Genomic DNA, 19,114 nt, shown 5'->3' with positions numbered 1-19,114 from the left:
TCCATACATATATGTTTTTTGGCAAGTCAAAAGCCCCTTTTGAAGAGGCTTTCGTTACGAACTATTTACCTTAGTCTAACATTATCCTTTACCAGAAAGCAAATACTCAACCATAATACAACGATCCATGATGACCGTATGACCTCTTTCTTTTAGAAAATTATAGGCTTCATCATTGACAATACCCGACTGTGCCCAGAAGACATCTGCATCTATCACATCAAATTCTTTAGCAAGTGCTGGCAAAAATTCTGATTTCCGAAAAATATCAACAATGTCGATATGCCCTTCAATATCAGCTAGTTTGGCTACAGCCTTCTCGCCCAGTACTTCGTCTACCTTTGGATTCACAGGAATAATCGTGTAACCTTCTTGTTGCATTCGCTCGGATATTTGATACGATGTACGCTCAGGATTATCGCTAAGCCCCACGACCGCAATCCGTTTTGCTTGTTTCAAAATCTGGTGAATTTCCGACCTTTCAGGATTCAAAATTGTCATCTAAATCCCCTCCTATACGTCTATCATAGCGGAACGGGCAGCAAAATAGCAAGCAAATCGACTACCGATCATCCTCGCTTAGGTTCTTTTTCTCGAAATAAGAAAAACTGCTCTAAAATAATCGCAAAAATACTGCCTACAATGAGCCCATTATTTAGTACCGCTATAACCGCTGCAGGCAAACCCTGCGTCGCTGATGGAGACAAGAACATAACACCAACACCGACCATCAAAGATATTCCGATGACAAGGTAGGCGTTTTCCTCTCCAACTGTAATTTTTTTCAACTCTTTCAAAGCCATAATAACCATGTTCGTAAAAATAACAAATGTCACCGCATAGCCAACTGGTGCAGGCAACGCGCTCATTACATTCATAATTGGTGGAAATAGCGTTATCCCAATAACAAGAACGCAACCAATTAAAAAAGGTTTAATGGACTTCTGACCAGTTTGTGTGACAAATCCAGCAGCCCCTGAAATAGGTACTGAACCTATCGCCGAAAATCCACCACCAAATAATTGATTAACACCCGATATAAGGCCTCCACGCCGATACCGTTTTGGATCACTCGGCTCGTCTTTTGCAACAATACCTTCCATCAATCGTACCGAAGCCACTAGATTCGTAATCAACAGCAAGGTAATAAATATCGCGGTTGTAATGACACCAGAATCAAAAGTCGGCGCACCAAACGCAAATAATTTCGGTACATCAAACCAAGTATGTGCGGAACTGACACTAGGTGCCTTCCCAGCAACCAAAAATAACCCCCATCCAAGTATCAAACTAAAGATCACCGAATATTGGCGCACCCACATCGCCTTCGACCGTCCGAACGTAAATGTAGCAATGATGACAATAGCGCTTAATAAAGCCATCCACGGATCCATTGTCGGATGATCTGCTGAAATGCCAAACATTCCTTTGATAAAGGAGCCACTTAGCTGGAGGACGAGTAGCATTAAGTAAACAAAAGTAACCGTCGGCGTAAATAACTTCGCCAAAACACCGATAAAACCGCTTGCTGCAAGGATAATAAAGAAAACACCGCTCACGAGCAATCCGCCAGATAATGCTTGTAATGCCGCAATATTAGATGTGTATAAAACGCCAATAAATCCTGCATAAATTGTGAATACACTCCACCATAACCCGGCCGGTCCTTCATGTATTGGTAAGCGGTGCCCCAGTAAGCCTTGTAGCAACCCAGCAACACCCAGTACAAAAATCGTTCGCTGCATAAATCCAGCCGTTTCCACTGCGCTTAATTGGTATAAATCTGCAATCGCGATCGGCGCTACAATCGCAGCAGCGATCATAAAAATCATCCACTGTAGCGCTGCAATTCCTAACTTCATTCCAAAACCTCTTTTCATTTGTATTATTTTCTGATTATTCTAACCGAATATCACGCTTATCCAATTTCATATTCTACGCCAAATTTGGCTAAAAGTCCACGAAATAAATAAGTAGCATCTATATTCTATATCACCTTTTTATGCTATAATGGCGGGAGTTAGGTAGTTCGAAATAAAAGGAGTTTCTAAACACATGGAAATGATAATCTTACTTTGCTTTATCGCTTATATTCTTGGTTCCATCCCCTCCGGTTTGTGGATAGGAAAAATTTTCTATAAGAAAGACATTCGTGAATTTGGTAGCGGTAACCTAGGTGCTACCAATTCGTTTCGCGTGCTCGGCATCAAACCTGGCATCGTCGTAACCGTGATGGACATTTTAAAAGGAACGGCTGCAACATTATTGCCATTCTTCTTTCAATTAGATATTAACCATCATTTCTGGCTACTCACGGGTGTTTTTGCAATTATCGGGCATAGTTTCCCAATCTTCGCGAAATTCAAAGGAGGCAAAGCTGTGGCCACGTCGGCCGGCGTCATTTTAGCCTATGCACCATGGCTATTCGTGGCTGCGATCCTGATTTTTGCTCTTTCACTAAAATTAAGCAAGTACGTCTCTCTTAGTTCTATGATAGCAGCTGCAAGTGCACTCGTTATCTCGCTATTCTTAATGGATTGGATTTTGGTTGGTATTATAGCCGCGATTGCTGCATTCATTATTTATCGCCATATCCCGAATATTAAGCGGATCAAAAAAGGAGAAGAGCCGAAGATAACATGGATGTAAAATAATGAGTAAAAACCTCAAAAGCTAGAATAAAATCCAGTTTTTGAGGTTTTTACTTTCACCCAATTGTAATCGTGTATTCACTCGAGAAATCGTTACCTACAGCCAATTCTTCCATCGCTTTCTTGTCTTGTAATTCAACCGATGTGCCTTGCGTATCTGCAATACCAAACCATGGTTCAATACATAAAAACGGAGTCCCTGGTTTCGGCGTCCAAATACCTACATATTTGAAATTTGGAAACGCTACTTTTACAAAATGCCTATTTTTTCGCGAACGAATAGTGATTTCATTTTTCGTTAATCCTTCGAAAATCAAAGCATCATTCGCAAATAAATCATAGTTCAGCGCTAATTTTTTTGCATCCGCTATTTTCTTTTTCTCACCTGATAAATAAGGTCCTGACAACGCTAAAGTATCGAGTTGCTCGGTGGCACCAAATTCCAAGTAATAGTCCTCAAACACTTCTCCCTCAACAAATGGCACGTTAAACGCGGGGTGTGCACCTATCGAGAAATAGATCGTTTTATCATCCAAATTTACGACGTGATACCCCACATGAATAGTTCCACCTTCTAATCGGTAGGAGATTTCCAACGCAAAACGGAACGGATAGATCAGCAGTGATTCCCCATCTGCTTCTAGTCGTAAAGTTATCGACTGCTCACTTTGATCCGTCACTCGGAATATACGATCCCGCGCAAAGCCATGTTGCCCCAAATGGAACGGTTTTCCATCCACCAAATACGTATCCTCAACTAAACGTCCCACCGTCGGAAAAAGCACCGGTGAGTGTCTGCCCCAAAACGCACCATCTGCGTGCCACAAAAATTCTTTTTCCGAATTTTTATCGAAAATACGGGTTAATTCCGCTCCATCTTCTTTTAGTTCTACAAGTAATGCATCATTTTCTAATTTTAACATTCGTCATCACCATTCAAATGAAATCGCTCTAGCTGATCCCATTCGCCTTCTTTTTTTAATACGGTTCGTTGTATTTCTCCAAACAAATCATAGTGAGGATAGCCGTCGTGGCGCTTATCAATCCACTCGGGCTTGAAACCATACGTCGCTCCCCATGCTGCAAGCTTTTCGATATCCGCACAAGCCGCCTTTGTTACTGTTTTGGAATCAGGAAAGCGATCATCTAACCAGTAATGTGTTAAAAAAGCTACTTCACCGCTATCCGCTCTTTTTTTCCATGCTTCAAGCTCCGCACGCTTCACTCCAAAAGCCATCGTCCTCACCTACCTACCATTATGATGTCATTGCTTTTAAATAAGCCTCATGCCATAAAGGGAATGTCCGTCTTGTACTCACTGGCCTAAAGTCGTCTTTGCGAACTGCGATATGCTCTGTCTCACCAGAAATATGTATTTGCTCGCTACCAACCTGCCTAATCTCATAGCCATAAACAATCCGAAACCCGTCATAAGACTTAATCCACGTTTTTACTATAGCCGTTTGTCCGTACTTCATCGCCTGCTTATATGACAAATGCACATCCAGAACCGGTGAAATATAACCTTCCTGCTCCATATCAAAATAGCGCAAACCGATGCTCTCTAGAAACTCCGTACGGCCAATCTCCATCCACACTAAATAATTAGCATGATAAACAATTCCCATCTGATCCGTTTCTGCATATCGGACAACAATCCTTGACTCATGATACTTCATCCATTTTCCCCTCCTTAGCACCTACCATTCTACCACGACAAAAAAACTTCCACAATCAGAAAAATCGCGGAAGTCTCTAAAACTAGTTTCGAATCAATGGTTTTTTAAATTTTTCTAATTCTACCAGGAACTTGTCATTTAAGACACGGATAAATGTACCTTTCATTCCTAGGGAACGTGAGTCGATAACGCCAGCACTTTCAAGTTTACGCAAGGCATTCACAATAACTGAACGAGTAATACCTACACGGTCAGCAATTTTAGAAGCAACAAGCAAGCCTTCTTTACCATTTAGCTCATCGAAAATATGCTCAATCGCTTCAAGTTCACTATATGAAAGTGAGCTGATAGCCATTTGAACAACAGCACGACTACGCGCTTCCTCTTCAATTTCCTCTGCTTTCTCATGTAAAATTTCCATCCCAACAACTGTTCCGCCATACTCGGCAAGCAACAAATCGTCATCTGTGAAATCATTTTCTAGACGAGAAAGAATCAATGTACCAAGACGTTCCCCACCACCAACAATAGGAACAATCGTCGTTAAACCTTTGACAAAGAGATCGCTATTTTCAATTGGGAAAGCTGTGTATTGGCTAGAAACCTCCAAGTTAGAAGACGTTTCATTTACATTGAAAAGACTGTTCGTATACTCTTCTGGGAATTGACGTTCTACTAACATTTGTTTCATACGTGCATTTTCGATTGGTAAAACTTCAGAATAACCTAAAAGTTTCCCTTTACGACTCACGACATATGTGTTTGCTTCGATAACATCCGCTAATGTATCCGCCATTTCTTTAAAGTTAACCGTTTTACCTGCTGCATTTTGTAACATGGCATTAATTTTTCTTGTTTTTGCTAATAAGTTCATTATTAGTCCTCCTAAAATTTTTATAAAATGAATTGCGTTAAATCTTTATCCATCATAATCGTGGCTAATTTGTCGTTCACATAACTTTCTGTTACCGTGACAGCTTCTAGTGTAATCTCTGGCGCTTCAAAAAGCAAGTCTTCTAATAATTTCTCCAAAATTGTATGCAATCTTCTGGCACCGATATTGTCCGTTTCTTGGTTGACATGAAAGGCGATTTCAGCCAATCGCTCTACAGCTTCCTTCGTAAAAATAAGTTCAATATCTTCTGTCTTAAGTAGCGCTTTATATTGTTTAATCAGCGCATTATCTGGCTCCGTTAAAATTTTAACGAAATCTTCTTGGGATAATTTATCTAGCTCAATCCTGATTGGAAAACGCCCTTGTAATTCTGGAATAAGATCCGATGGCTTAGACATATGAAATGCCCCCGCCGCAATGAACAGAATATATTCTGTGTTCACCGTACCATATTTCGTCGCGATTTGTGAGCCTTCCACAATCGGCAAGATATCTCGTTGTACACCTTCACGCGATACTTGCGCATTTCCCCCGCCTTGTCCACCACTGGCAATCTTATCAATCTCATCAATAAAAATGATACCCATTTGTTCCGCGCGCAATATTGCTTCTGACGCGACTTCGTCTTGATCAATCAACTTCGATGCTTCATCTTCAAAAAGAATTTTGCGCGCTTCTTTGACTGTTACTTTTCGCTTCTTCATTTTGGACGGAAAAAGGCCTGAAAAAGCATCTTGCATACTGCCCATTTGATCCATCCCAGTGCCACGAAACATATCTGCCATTGGACTTTGTTGCTCTTTCACTTCGACCGTAACGTAGTCATTGTCCAGATCACCATTTTTTAACTGCCACTCGATTTGGTTACGTTTTGAGCGTACAGTGTCATCTTCTGGCTCCACTTCTTCTTCCTGTTGCTGATTTCCACCACCGCCGAATAGCATTTCTAGTGGATTTTGCGAGGATTGTTTCTGCTTTTTCTTATTAGGAGCAAGCAGTTTTACTAAGCGTTTTTCCGCATTTTCCTCTGCTTTCACGCGAACAAGTTGCATTTTTTCATCCTTCACAAGACGAACAGAAACCTCGACAAGGTCGCGAACCATCGATTCAACATCTCGGCCAACATAACCAACTTCTGTAAATTTTGTCGCTTCCACTTTAGAAAATGGCGCCCGAACAATTTTAGCAATACGGCGCGCAATCTCTGTTTTTCCGACACCAGTTGGGCCAATCATCAAAATGTTTTTAGGAATGACCTCATCACGTATTTCATCCGCCATCAACGAACGGCGATAACGATTTCGGAGGCTACAGCTACCGATTTTTTAGCACCTGTTTGCCCAATGATATATTGATCCAGTTTCTCTACGATTTGGCGAGGTGTTAAATTGACATTTGACAAATCGAGTCCCTCCTCTACAATTGTTCTACAATAATATTATCATTCGTGAAAACACAAATTTCCGAAGCAATATCCAGCGCATTCCGAGCAATCTCCTTGGCTTCCAATCGATCACCATCGAAGCGAACCATCGCACGTCCTGCGGCGAGCGCATAATTCCCTCCAGAACCGATTGCTAGAATGCCATCGTCAGGCTCAATGACCTCACCTGTTCCAGATACTAATAATAATTTTTCGTCATTCATAACAATTAGCATCGCCTCAAGTTTGCGTAAAACATTGTCGCTACGCCACTGCTTCGCTAGTTCTACCGCCGCGCGCTCCAGGTTACCATTATACTCATTTAGCTTTCCCTCAAACTTCTCAAAAAGCGTAAAAGCATCCGCAACCGAACCTGCAAAGCCGGCGACTACTTTATCATGAAAAAGACGTCTCACTTTCTTAGCAGTATGTTTCATCACGACAGAATTTCCTAATGTTACTTGCCCATCTCCAGCCATCGCAGACTGTCCATTATGACGGATTGCAAATATCGTAGTCATTTTTTGATACGCCTCCATTCTCAAAAATTAAGCTCTTGGATGATGTTTCATATACGTTTCTTTCAAATGTTCTTTTGTCACATGCGTGTATATTTGTGTTGAGGAAAGGCTCGCATGTCCCAATAGTTCTTGAACAGTTCGCATATCAGCGCCGTTATTTAACAAGTCTGTAGCAAACGTGTGTCGCAACATATGGGGATGAATTTTCCGAGTCAGCGAAGCTTTCTCAATCACCTTATTCAAACAATAGCGAATTCCTCTTGCTGTCAGTGGATCACCATAATGATTAATAAGCAAACTCTGATGCGTCTTTTGGTGGTGCTCCATTAGCAGATCTCGTCCGCCATTTGTATAATCATTCACAGCGTCCAACGCAAAAACACCAAACGGAACATATCTTTCCTTGTTCCCTTTTCCCTTTATTAAAATTGCTTGATAGGTTTGATCAATATCAGACAATAGAATTCCTGCGCATTCACTCACTCGGATACCAGTAGCATATAACAGCTCTAGCAAGGCCCGATCTCGTAAAGTAAGCGGATCATTATTCGCATATACAACATCGAATAATGCTTCCATCTCCTGTGAGTAGAAAAATTTCGGCAAACGCAACTGCTTCTTAGAATGCGATATAAAAGCAAATGGGTTCTCATTTATAACTTTTTCTCTCAGTAGAAAGGCATAAAAACTGCGCAAACTTGAAATTTTCCGTGCTACTGTTGTGCGGGCAAATTCCTGTTTGCGTAAATGCGTAAGATATAGCCTAACATCCATATAACTCACATCCGCAAAGGCATGAATCGCTTCCTCCAACATGAACGAATGAAACTCCCGAATATCATGGAGATAATTAATATTAGTATGTTCTGAATAATTGCGCTCAATGCTTAGGTAATTGCTAAACTCTTGTTCCCAATTTCGTCCAGCCATCATATGCACACACCTCTCAAACAAGTCCATCGTAACACACATGGTGTGATGTTGCAATAATTTTATACATTTTTCGCAACCTTTCGAATTGAACCGATAAAGTGTAAATTAAAGGATGAAAGGCACTCTCATGCGATTTCTAAAAATCTCCATTTTTCCAATTTGTTTATATTATATCAGTAATATTTTCCCTCTAAAATAAAAACAAGACAATACGGCTTTATTATTTATTTGATAAAGCCGTACCACGTTGAGTCCTAAATGGTAGGAATAACTTCTTTTACAGCTGCAATAGCTCGGTTAGCATGTTGCTCATTTCGTTCTTGCTTATTACGAATTTTCGATGGTAAATCTGGGAATAGCCCAAAATTCACATTCATCGGTTGGAATGTTTTCGTGTTAGTGTTTGTAATATAATATGCCATACTACCGATCGCTGTTTCTGGTGGGAACACAAGCAAATCTTCACCAAGAACTAGACGTGCAGCATTGATCCCAGCCGCTAAACCACTTGCTGCAGACTCCACATACCCCTCAACACCTGTCATTTGTCCAGCAAAAAACAGATCTGGTCGAGCCTTTAGCTGGTATGTTGGTAGCAATACTTTCGGTGAGTTAATGAATGTGTTCCGATGCATCACACCGAAACGAACAATTTCAGCGTTTTCTAGACCAGGAATCATTTGGAAAACTCGCTTTTGATCGCCCCATTTTAAATGTGTCTGGAAGCCAACCATATTGTACAGCGTTCCAGCTGCATCATCTTGGCGTAATTGTAAAACCGCGTATGGGCGCTTGCCTGTCTTAGGATCCTCAAGGCCTACTGGCTTCATTGGACCAAATAACATTGTTTTGATACCACGCTTAGCCATAACTTCTATAGGCATACAACCTTCAAAGAAAATTTCTTTTTCAAATTCTTTTAATTCAGCAGTTTCAGCTGTTACTAAAGCCTCGTAGAAAGCGTTAAATTCTTCTTCTGTCATGGGACAATTTAAGTAAGCCGCTTCTCCTTTATCATATCTTGATTTCAAATAAACTTTATCCATATCGATACTATCTTGTTCAATAATTGGAGCCGCCGCATCATAGAAGTACAAGTACTCTTCTCCTGTTAGCGCCTTAATCTTCTCAGCAAGTGCTTCACTCGTCAAAGGACCTGTCGCAATAATAGTTGGCCCTTCCGGAATTTCTGTGATTTCTTCGTGATGTACCGTCACATTCGGATGCCCTTTTACTTTCTCGGTGACATATCCAGAAAATTCATGGCGATCGACCGCTAATGCTCCACCTGCCGGAACAGAAGCTTTATCTGCTGCTTCGATGATGATAGAGTCGAGCAAACGCATCTCTTCCTTGATTACGCCAACCGCATTTGTCATCGTATTAGCGCGCAATGAATTACTGCATACTAACTCTGCAAATTTATCTGTATGATGCGCCGGTGTTTGCTTCACTGGGCGCATTTCATATAAATCCACTTTAATTCCACGTTTTGCGAGTTGCCAAGCTGCCTCACTACCTGCAAGCCCAGCTCCGATTACATTTACTTTTTTCTCCATTTTATCCTCCAATTCAGAACAATAGCAACACACGATAATCGCCGTTGCCATTGTTCCTAGCTATTTTATTAAATTTGATATGCGTGCATCATTGCTGTGGCTGTTCTTTATAGTCACAATGTGTACATTGAATTTGCACACCTTTTTTGAGCTTCTTCTCTACAAGTGCTTTTTCATTACATTTCGGACAAGGACGCGCGATCGGTTTATCCCAAGATACATAATCACATGCTGGATAACGATCACAACCATAAAATATCCGTTTTTTCTTACTCTTGCGTTCAATAACTTGCCCTTCGTTACATTTCGGGCACGTCACACCAATTTCTTTTACGATCGGCTTTGTGTTTCGACAATCAGGAAAACGACTGCAAGCTAAGAACTTACCGTATTTACCCATTTTAAAAACCATTGGCGCGCCGCACAGGTCACAATCTATTCCTGCGGGCTCATCTTTGATTTCAATTTTTTCCATTTCTTTATCTGCCCGTTCTACATTTTTCTCGAACCCTTTGTAGAATTGGTCAATAACCTTTACCCATTGTATTTCACCATGTTCTACTTCATCGAGCTCTGCTTCCATGTTTGCCGTGAACTGGACATCTAATATTTCAGGGAAATAATCTCGAATTAACTCATGAACAATCTCACCTAGCTCCGTAGGTACAAAGCGTTTATTATCTAAAGAAACATAGTTGCGTCGCTGGATAGTATCTAATGTAGGAGAATACGTAGATGGGCGACCAATACCGATTTCTTCTAGCGTTTTTACTAATCTCGCCTCCGTATAACGTGGTGGTGGTTGCGTGAAATGTTGGCGCTGTTCTAGCGATTGTGACTCTACTTTGTCGCCTTTTTTTAGATCCGGTAAAATGTTTTCTTTTTCTTCTTTTATTATCGTCGTTACTTTCAACGTATACTTTCATAAATCCAGCAAACTTAATTTTAGAACCATTTGCTCGGAACATCACGCCATTATTATCTAAGTCTACGCGCATTGTATCCAAAACTGCTGGTGCCATTTGACTTGCTATAAAACGTTCCCAGATCAGGCGATACAATCGTAACTGGTCGCGACCAAGATATTCTTTTACTTCTTGTGGAGAGCGCATAGCACTAGTCGGACGAATCGCTTCATGGGCATCTTGTGAACCTTTTGCTTTCTTGTCATTTCTTTTTTGCGTCCGCCCAAATTCCTTGCCGTAATTCTCTGTAATAAAAGCCGAAGCTTCTTGAATCGCTGTATCCGAAATACGTGTGGAGTCTGTACGCATGTAAGTAATTAGACCTACCGTCCCTTGGCGTCCAAGTGCAATTCCTTCATACAATTGTTGCGCTAACATCATCGTTTTACGCGTCCGGAAATTCAATTTACGAGCAGCTTCTTGTTGCAGTGATGAAGTTGTAAAAGGTGCTGCAGGATTGCGTAAACGTTCCTTTTTAACAACATCTATAACTTCAAATTGCTTGCCCTTGATCGTTGACATAACTTCTTTCACATCATCAACCGTTGATAATTTTTTCTTCTTGCCATTCATGCCGTAAAAATTGGCTTGGAATTCTTTTTTGCCTTTTTTGAAATTGCCGTCAATTGTCCAATATTCTTCAGGTATGAAGGCTTTGATTTCATTTTCCCGATCAATAACGAGCTTCAGTGCTACTGATTGAACGCGTCCAGCACTCAACCCTTTTTTTACTTTCTTCCATAGAATAGGACTGATATTATATCCCACTAATCGATCTAAGATACGACGAGCCTGTTGTGCATCTACTAAGTCCATATCAATCTTACGTGGATGTTTGAATGATTCTTTCACTGCTTCTTTTGTAATTTCATTAAAAACGACACGTAAATCGTCTGTTTGATCTAATCCTAAACTGGTCGCAAGGTGCCAAGCAATTGCTTCACCCTCACGATCTGGATCGGCTGCGAGATATACTTTTTTAGCTTTTTTAGCAGCTTGTTTTAGCTCTTTTAAAATGGGACCTTTCCCACGAATAGTGATATAGCGGGGTTCAAAATTGTTTTCTGTATCTACACCCATTTGACTCTTTGGTAAATCTCGAAGATGTCCCATCGAGGCTTTTACTTTATACTTCTTACCAAGGTATTTCTCAATTGTCTTAGCTTTTGCAGGTGACTCTACTATTACTAAATAATCAGCCATTGTTAATTCCTCCCTAATTTGGGATACGCATTTAAGACAGCGGAGCGCGTCATACTAGATTTTCTGACAATCAGCTTCCGATTTTAAATAGTCTCCAACTCTAATCACAAAAATAATTTGTAATCAGTAGTAAATGTTATCCTTAGTTGTGCTATTTGTCAATTCATTTTTATTCCGCTCGTTCTTTTGTATGTTTGGAATAATGATGATTCTTTAGCCAACTTATATCAAATACGCGAGAAATGCAAGTCTAATCACTTAAAATGTAGAATTTTATCCTTATTGACGCAATTCTTCCATTATATCTTGTGCGTCCATCACTAATTTTGCTCCTTCCTGAATTAATTTATTAGTACCTGCTGAGCTAAGCCCAAAAATCCCTCCTGGAACCGCAAACACTTCCCGATTCTGATTAAGAGCTGCATCCGCCGTGATCAAAGAACCACTTCTCTTCTCCGCTTGAATGATGAGCGTACCCAAACAAAGACCACTAATAATTCGATTCCGCTCTGGAAAATGCCATTTCCGCGCCGTCATATGGGGAGCATATTCACTTAAAACAAGACCACTCTTCATTATCACTTCAAAAAGCTCCATATTTTCACGCGGATAAAAATTGAAAAAACCACTACCAATAACCGCCATTGTCTTGCCACCTACTTCGAGAGCTTCACGGTGAGCCTGTGCATCAATTCCCGTCGCCAAGCCACTCACAATGACTAAGGATTCCTTACATAGAGGCTCCACCAAATGATGTAGTATCTGCTTGCCATACTCTGTCATTTTCCTAGTCCCGACAATAGCTAGTTTTTCCCACGCCAATAATTCTAGATCACCTCTAGCAAATAGTAACAAAGGGGGATCATATAATTCACGCAATAATTGCGGATAATAGTCATCTTCAATAGATACTAACTGGATTTCACGATTATCTAACTCATTCATGGTACTTACCAAGTTAAAATGATAAAACTCTTGTTTAAATCGTTCACTCTTTTCCTCAGGCATCTCTAAAAATACCGCTATCTCGTTTGGTGCCAAGCTTCTCAAACGATCTTTTGGAATTTCACGCCATAGCTTACTTAGCTGTTTCACAGATAGGGACGGACAGTATTTCATGTGCAATAACCAATTTTTCATTTATTTGCTCCTTCACGTTTACCTCATTTTATCTGCCTACCTCCATTTTGTAAATTGTGTCAAAAATAGCAAAAAAACAGAATCGAACATGCAAAATCATCTCTTTCTTTTCAAAAGATAATTTTGCATGCTCTCTCTGCTTTTTGAACTAGCTTTTATTAGCTAAAAAAATATTTTTCACCGGCGCGAAACTCAATCGATGAATTGGACAAATACCTTGTTTTTGAAGTCCCTCCAAATGAATTTTTGTACCATATCCCATATTTTTTGAAAAGCCATACCCTGGAAATTCGATATCAAAACTGACCATCATTCTATCTCGTGTCACTTTCGCAATAATCGAAGCCGCGGCTATAGAAACACTCTTACTATCGCCTTTTATTAAGGACAATTCATGTTCACAGTATTTTAACGGCATCGCATCAATCAAACAAAAATCGGGCGTAACGGGAAGCGCGTCGATAGCTTCTGCCATCGCTAACTTCGTGGCTTCATAAATATTAACTTTATCAATTACTTCATGGGATTTAATACCTATTCCTACAGCAATAGCATTTTCCATAATCGCATCAAATAATTGATCCCGTTTTGCCTCATTCAGCTGTTTGGAATCATTGACACCGACCACATCAAAATCTTCTGGCAATATAACCGCAGCCGCAACGACGGGCCCAGCAAGCGGACCGCGCCCCACCTCATCAATGCCTGCTATTCGTTCGAAACCACGAGCGCGCGCCTCTGTTTCATAGTATTTCATTATCTCCAATTGTTCGTAAAGCGCCTTTTGTTTCGCTTGCGTCCGCCTGAAAGAAGTAATCAAGTTCGCGACACCTTTTCGCTCATCTAAAAGACACGCTTGAAAAAACGGATCGTTCTCAGAAATGACAGATGCCAATCGTTCTTTAATGACTGCTATTTTCTCCGCCATCTGCATCATCCTCCACTAATAAATCGCTTGGAAAATCGAAAGAAACGCGTCCCATTTTTTCTTGACGCATCTCACGTACTAGTAGTTCTGCTGCCCGTGAATAATCAGGATCACGATAGCGGTCAAAAATACCTCGGCGCTCCGCAATCATCGCCAGTACTTCTGTCGTCTCTTCCGGCAAAACCTCGATTTGCAACCAGTGATGTAGCTTTTCTGGATAATGTGCTTCTAAAAAACGCAAACCAAAGCCTGCAACCTCTTCCATATGCAAAAGATCGTCCTTTATCGCCCCAGTAAGCGCTAATTTATAACCAACGCGTTGATCTTCAAATTTAGGCCATAAAATGCCGGGAGTATCAAGCAATTCCAACGTTTTCCCCACTTTGATCCATTGTTGCGCTTTCGTTACACCTGGTTTATTCCCCGTTTTTGCAATATTTTTCTTCACAAGCCTATTAATCAAAGTAGATTTCCCAACATTAGGAATACCTAAGATCATGGCCCGAATAGCTCTTGGCTTCATGCCCCGACTACGCTGACGCTCAAATTTTTCTGCCATCAAAGCTTCCGCTGCTCGTTCAATTTTATGCATTCCTTTACCTTCTTGTGCATTTACTGCAACCGCTGGCAGACCTCGTTCCGCAAAATGATCAATCCATTCTTGCGTTACTTTTTCATCTGCTGTATCGGCTTTATTGAGTATAATTACTCGCCTTTTCTGGTGAATAATTTCTTCCAACATTGGGTTAGACGACGAATATGGAATTCTTGCATCCACCAGTTCAAAAATCACGTCTACCAGCTTCAATTTCTCTGTTACTTCGCGACGGGCCTTCGCCATATGACCCGGAAACCATTGTATTGTCATAATAAACTCCTTTTATTGAATAAACTTAGCATGCTCTAAAGGCCAGTAACAAATCGGTGTCGTCCCAAGTATTTTCGACTCAGGAATAGGACCCATAATGCGACTATCCTTGCTTGCACGGCGATTATCTCCTAACACAAAAACCGTTCCTTTAGGCACCACACCACCTGGAATCATGTCCTCTGTACTAAAATCATCCGTTAATAAACTATTGTCTAATTGCTTTTTATACTCATCTAGATAAGGCTCTGCTTGTTTTTTCCCATTGATATATAGGACATCATTTTTGTAAGCGATCTTGTCTCCTGGAACACCAATGACGCGCTTCACGTACTCTCTACCTTCATCTTTAAAAATGATCACATCGAAGCGATCGACATTTCCAAATCGATTAATAATCACCCGGTCTCCGTCGTGTAGCGTTGGCATCATTGAGGAACCATCCACCATCACAGGCACGAAAAAGTAAAAACGAATCAGTACCGTTAAAAGAAGTCCAAGCACAATTGCCCATGTCCAGCTCCATAATAATTTCAAATTCTTTTCGTTCAAAATGCCATCTCCCCTAGATCTCTTGTTAGACGTATCACCCTTTTGTTTTTATTTTTTCTAGTTCTAAGTATACACTAATCGCAAAAAAAAAAGCTTGTACATGATGTACAAACTCTCTTTTAAAAAACAAGTTTTCGCGGTCTTTATTTACTTCTGCAAAGATTTTCCGAATGAGATCACTTTACCAAGTACTTTATCTTCGTCGATAAAGCCGATATAGCGACTATCTTTACTTATTGGACGATTGTCCCCTAAAACGAATAACTTGCCCTCAGGAACCTTTGTTGCCCCTCCGCAAGCGGGAATCGTAGCCAAGGAGAAATTAGGATTACCTTGTGCGCCATCGTTTAATGTCGTTAAATAACCATTCGTTAAATCTTTCTTTTCCTCATCTAAGTATGGTTCATCGTATTTTTTCCCATTGATATACAATTGATCTTGTTTATACTCAACCGTATCGCCTGGCAAACCGATCACGCGTTTGATATACTCAGTATCTTTCTCGTCCGGTGCTGGGAATACAATAATATCAAAACGATCAGGACCTGTTACTTTATTAATAAATAAGTGCTCTCCGTCATGAAGCGTCGGGTACATAGAATCCCCAAATACTGTAACTGGTGAAATCACAAAATAGCGAAGTGCCATGGAAAGTATTACAGCAACAAGAATTACTTGCACCCATCCCCATATCGCCTTACCTTTACCACGACCAGTTTTTTTAGTCTCATTAGTCTCACTATCCATATTCTCAAGTTCCTCTCTACAATTACTACGAAACACAAATTAAAGTATAGCACGAATAGCTTTACAAAAAACAGCAAAATATACTGCGCCGTAGTAATTCTAATCCATTTCTAATAAATAGTCCATATCCTAATTACTGTTTACCCGATTCCCAAAAAGAAAAACGCTAAATCCTAAATCTGGACTTAGCGTTTTCTTATTCCATCAAGCTGATGTTTTAATCGGGATGACAGAGCCATCTTCCAGTTGTAATTGTGGCTGTGCATCGCCCGTAACAGCTTCTTTTGTAATGATGCATTTCTTAATATCATCACGGGAAGGAATTTCAAACATAACTTCCAGCATAATATGCTCAATAATTGAGCGAAGTCCACGTGCCCCTGTTTTACGAGCAATCGCTTCTTTGGAAATCTCAGATAGAGCCTCTGGTGTAAACTCAAGCTCCACATCATCCAGTTCTAACATTTTTTGATATTGTTTCACAAGTGCATTTTTTGGTTCTGTCAAAATCGAGATTAATGTCTCTTCATCTAACTGCTCAAGTGTTGCAATGACCGGTAAACGACCGATAAATTCTGGAATTAGACCGAATTTCAGTAGATCTTCGGGAACAACTTTAGAAAGATATGTTTCGTTTTCTTTTAATTGTTCATTCTCTGTTCCAAAACCAATCACTTTCTCGCCTAGACGATTTTTGACGATTTGTTCTACGCCATCAAAAGCTCCACCAACGATAAACAATATATTTCCAGTATCGATTTGGATGAACTCTTGATGTGGGTGCTTACGTCCACCTTGTGGAGGAACACTTGCAACCGTTCCTTCTAAGATTTTCAGCAAGGCTTGTTGCACACCTTCACCAGATACATCACGTGTAATAGACGGATTTTCTGATTTACGTGCAACTTTATCAATTTCATCAATGTAAATAATACCTTTTTCGGCACGTTCCACATCAAAATCAGCTGCTTGGATTAGTTTTAGAAGAATATTTTCTACATCTTCGCCGACATATCCAGCTTCGGTTAAACTTGTTGCATCTGCAATTGCAAACGGAACATTAAGCAACCTTGCAAGCGTCTGTGCTAGCAATGTTTTACCACTACCAGTCGGTCCGATTAAGCAGATATTACTCTTGGAAAGCTCCACCGCATCGTCTGCTTTCTCATTGGAGTTAATACGCTTATAGTGATTATAAACGGCAACTGCCAACGCTTTTTTCGCGCGGTCTTGACCGATCACATAATCACTTAAAATGCGGCGAATTTCATGAGGTTTCGGCACATCACCAAAATCTACAAATTCAGACACATTCAGTTCTTCTTCAATAATTTCGTTACATAATTCGATACACTCGTCGCAAATATACACGCCAGGTCCTGCAACTAGTTTGCGTACTTGGTCTTGTGTTTTACCACAAAAGGAACATTTCAAAGATCCTTTTTCGTCATTAAATTTGAACAAGGTTTTCACCCCTTCTAATTAAGTGTTTTCATAAGCGTTATGCCTTATAAAACAAGCTTATGTCTGTTTATCATATCACTAGTTTGTGAGAAATGCTATTAAGAAACATTGACACTTTGCTCCAATGCATATTGAGACCCTAACTCAATTAAAGTCGCTTCGTAAAAAAAGCAACAAAAAGGGAGGACACACAAGTCATAAACTCATGCCTCCTCCTCAAACATACTAATGAATTGCTTTCTTCCTAAAATTACTCCGCTGATTCTACTTCGACTTCTTTAGCGTTTTCCACTAAAAGATCGATCGCTTTACGGATTTTAAGGTCGGATTTCAATTCGTTCATATCGCCTAATGCTGCACGAACTGCGTCTACTTCCATGCTGTATTTCTCAGCAAGCGTTTTTACTTCTTCTTCAATATCTGCTTCTGTTGGTGTAATACCTTCAGCTTCAGCAATTGCTTCAAGAACTAGGTTTGTTTTTACGCGTTTTTCAGCGTCTGTTTCCATTTGTGCATGCATCGCTTCTTCTGTTTGACCAGTGAATTGATAGTATAGCTCAGGAGTTAACCCTTGTGCTTGTAAATCTTGCGCAAAATGGTTCATCATGTGGTCTGCTTCGTGGTGCACCATCGCATGTGGAATTTCCACTTCTGCATTTTCTACCGCTTTAGCAATCGCATCATTTTGCTTCGCTTGCACAACGCTATCTTCTTTCGCTTCTTGTAAACGTTTTGTTACTTTTTCTTTCAATTCAGCAAGGTTTTCCACTTCTTCGTCGATGTCTTTTGCAAGCTCATCATCAAGTTCTGGAACCTCTTTTGCTTTTACTTCATGCACTTTGATTTTGAAGACAACTGCTTGTCCTGCAAGATCTTCCGCATGATATTCTTCTGGGAATGTTAATTCGATATCTTTTTCGTCGCCAGCTTTCAAGCCAACCACTTGTTCTTCAAAACCTGGGATAAATGAACCTGATCCAAGTTCTAATGAATGATTGTCTGCTTGACCGCCTTCAAAAGCAACACCGTCTTTAAATCCTTCAAAATCAAGGATAACTGTATCGCCATCCTCAGCTGGAGCATCTTCACGAACAACTAATTCTGCTTGACGTTCTTGCATGCTCTTAAGCTCAGCATCCACTTCTTCGTCTGTTAATTTCGAATCACGCGCTTCTACTTCCACACCTTTATAGTCGCCTAATTTCACTTCAGGTTTCACAGTCACTTCTGCTGTTAGTACCCAAACTGCATCTTTTTCCATAGACTCTACATTAATTTGTGGGTTGTCCACTGGATCAATTCCAGATTCTTCAATTGCAGCTGCATAAACTTCTGGTAACAAGATATCCAAAGCATCTTGGTACAAAGCCTCTTCTCCAAAACGTTGGTTAAAAATTTGACGTGGCACTTTCCCTTTACGGAAACCTGGTACGTTTAAATTTTTACGAACTTTTTGGAACGCTTTGTCCATTCCTGTTTTAATTTGATCTTGATTGATTTCGAAAGTTAATGTACCAACATTACCTTCTTTTTTTTCCCATTTCACTGACATGGTATTCCCTCCATACATCTATTTACTGGTTAAT

The 19,114-nt window shown here is 40.3% G+C and carries 18 protein-coding genes and 3 pseudogenes; 1 reads left to right on the top strand and 20 read right to left on the bottom strand.

Annotated elements, in window-relative coordinates:
• Positions 1-81: 81 nt before the first annotated feature.
• Both PGRAN_RS02620 and PGRAN_RS02615 read right to left on the bottom strand, forming a co-directional pair.
• Positions 82-501, bottom strand: a complete 420-nt coding sequence (locus tag PGRAN_RS02620; RefSeq protein ID WP_036064827.1) for a CoA-binding protein — start codon at positions 499-501, stop codon at positions 82-84.
• Positions 502-569: 68 nt separating this feature from the next.
• A complete protein-coding gene (locus PGRAN_RS02615; protein ID WP_036064826.1) occupies positions 570-1,862 on the bottom strand; it encodes a purine/pyrimidine permease in 1,293 nt (430 codons plus the stop codon).
• A gap of 193 nt (positions 1,863-2,055) precedes the next feature.
• Between PGRAN_RS02615 and plsY the strand changes: the two genes are divergently transcribed.
• Positions 2,056-2,649, top strand: coding sequence for a glycerol-3-phosphate 1-O-acyltransferase PlsY (plsY, locus tag PGRAN_RS02610; RefSeq protein ID WP_036064824.1), 594 nt, complete (start codon positions 2,056-2,058; stop codon positions 2,647-2,649).
• 58 nt (positions 2,650-2,707) lie between these two features.
• Here plsY and PGRAN_RS02605 read toward each other — a convergent pair whose 3' ends face one another.
• The 18 genes and pseudogenes from PGRAN_RS02605 to tig form a co-directional block, all read right to left on the bottom strand.
• Positions 2,708-3,574, bottom strand: a complete 867-nt coding sequence (locus PGRAN_RS02605) for an aldose 1-epimerase family protein (protein WP_036064822.1) — start codon at positions 3,572-3,574, stop codon at positions 2,708-2,710.
• Positions 3,568-3,888, bottom strand: a complete 321-nt coding sequence (locus tag PGRAN_RS02600; protein ID WP_036064820.1) for a hypothetical protein — start codon at positions 3,886-3,888, stop codon at positions 3,568-3,570. Before PGRAN_RS02600 ends, PGRAN_RS02605 begins: the two co-directional genes overlap by 7 nt.
• Positions 3,889-3,907: 19 nt before the next feature.
• Positions 3,908-4,330: an acyl-CoA thioesterase gene (locus tag PGRAN_RS02595; protein ID WP_036064819.1), complete on the bottom strand. Its 423-nt coding sequence runs from the start codon at positions 4,328-4,330 to the stop codon at positions 3,908-3,910.
• 82 nt (positions 4,331-4,412) lie between these two features.
• Complete coding sequence (codY, locus tag PGRAN_RS02590) at positions 4,413-5,204, bottom strand: GTP-sensing pleiotropic transcriptional regulator CodY (protein ID WP_036064817.1); 792 nt, start codon at positions 5,202-5,204, stop codon at positions 4,413-4,415.
• 20 nt (positions 5,205-5,224) lie between these two features.
• A pseudogene (gene hslU / locus PGRAN_RS02585) lies at positions 5,225-6,648 on the bottom strand (ATP-dependent protease ATPase subunit HslU).
• Complete coding sequence (hslV, locus tag PGRAN_RS02580; protein WP_149023955.1) at positions 6,642-7,169, bottom strand: HslVU peptidase proteolytic subunit; 528 nt, start codon at positions 7,167-7,169, stop codon at positions 6,642-6,644. Before hslV ends, hslU begins: the two are co-directional and overlap by 7 nt.
• 27 nt (positions 7,170-7,196) lie before the next feature.
• A complete protein-coding gene (xerC, locus tag PGRAN_RS02575; protein ID WP_077914558.1) occupies positions 7,197-8,102 on the bottom strand; it encodes a tyrosine recombinase XerC in 906 nt (301 codons plus the stop codon).
• 254 nt (positions 8,103-8,356) lie between these two features.
• A complete protein-coding gene (gene trmFO, locus PGRAN_RS02570; protein ID WP_036064813.1) occupies positions 8,357-9,661 on the bottom strand; it encodes an FADH(2)-oxidizing methylenetetrahydrofolate--tRNA-(uracil(54)-C(5))-methyltransferase TrmFO in 1,305 nt (434 codons plus the stop codon).
• Positions 9,662-9,749: 88 nt separating this feature from the next.
• On the bottom strand, positions 9,750-10,244 hold the full coding sequence (locus tag PGRAN_RS17465) for a DNA topoisomerase family protein (RefSeq protein WP_277619701.1): 495 nt from the start codon (positions 10,242-10,244) through the stop codon (positions 9,750-9,752).
• A 3-nt stretch (positions 10,245-10,247) separates the two neighbouring features.
• Positions 10,248-10,574 (bottom strand): annotated as a pseudogene (locus tag PGRAN_RS17460) (DNA topoisomerase); the annotation flags it as partial.
• Positions 10,522-11,829, bottom strand: a pseudogene (gene topA, locus PGRAN_RS17455) (type I DNA topoisomerase); the annotation flags it as partial. The pseudogenes PGRAN_RS17460 and topA, both read right to left, overlap by 53 nt.
• Positions 11,830-12,108: 279 nt before the next feature.
• Positions 12,109-12,969, bottom strand: a complete 861-nt coding sequence (dprA, locus tag PGRAN_RS02560; protein ID WP_036064811.1) for a DNA-processing protein DprA — start codon at positions 12,967-12,969, stop codon at positions 12,109-12,111.
• Positions 12,970-13,117: 148 nt separating this feature from the next.
• On the bottom strand, positions 13,118-13,897 hold the full coding sequence (locus PGRAN_RS02555) for a ribonuclease HII (protein ID WP_036064810.1): 780 nt from the start codon (positions 13,895-13,897) through the stop codon (positions 13,118-13,120).
• Positions 13,872-14,765: a ribosome biogenesis GTPase YlqF gene (gene ylqF / locus PGRAN_RS02550; protein ID WP_036064809.1), complete on the bottom strand. Its 894-nt coding sequence runs from the start codon at positions 14,763-14,765 to the stop codon at positions 13,872-13,874. The genes PGRAN_RS02555 and ylqF overlap by 26 nt, the downstream gene beginning before the upstream one ends.
• A 12-nt stretch (positions 14,766-14,777) precedes the next feature.
• The gene (gene sipZ, locus PGRAN_RS02545) at positions 14,778-15,317 is read right to left on the bottom strand and encodes a type I signal peptidase SipZ (RefSeq protein WP_036064808.1); all 540 of its coding nucleotides are present in this window, start codon (positions 15,315-15,317) and stop codon (positions 14,778-14,780) included.
• Between the two features lie 147 nt (positions 15,318-15,464).
• Complete coding sequence (gene lepB, locus PGRAN_RS02540; protein ID WP_051998394.1) at positions 15,465-16,064, bottom strand: signal peptidase I; 600 nt, start codon at positions 16,062-16,064, stop codon at positions 15,465-15,467.
• A 204-nt stretch (positions 16,065-16,268) separates the two neighbouring features.
• A complete protein-coding gene (clpX, locus tag PGRAN_RS02535; protein WP_036064807.1) occupies positions 16,269-17,528 on the bottom strand; it encodes an ATP-dependent protease ATP-binding subunit ClpX in 1,260 nt (419 codons plus the stop codon).
• 250 nt (positions 17,529-17,778) lie between these two features.
• A complete protein-coding gene (gene tig, locus PGRAN_RS02530) occupies positions 17,779-19,080 on the bottom strand; it encodes a trigger factor (protein WP_036064804.1) in 1,302 nt (433 codons plus the stop codon).
• Between the last annotated feature and the right edge of the window lie 34 nt (positions 19,081-19,114).

Origin of the sequence: Listeria grandensis FSL F6-0971 (assembly GCF_000525835.1) — a bacterium.
In the GTDB taxonomy this organism is placed as follows: domain Bacteria; phylum Bacillota; class Bacilli; order Lactobacillales; family Listeriaceae; genus Listeria_A; species Listeria_A grandensis.
This window is presented reverse-complemented; position numbering and strand designations above follow the sequence as displayed.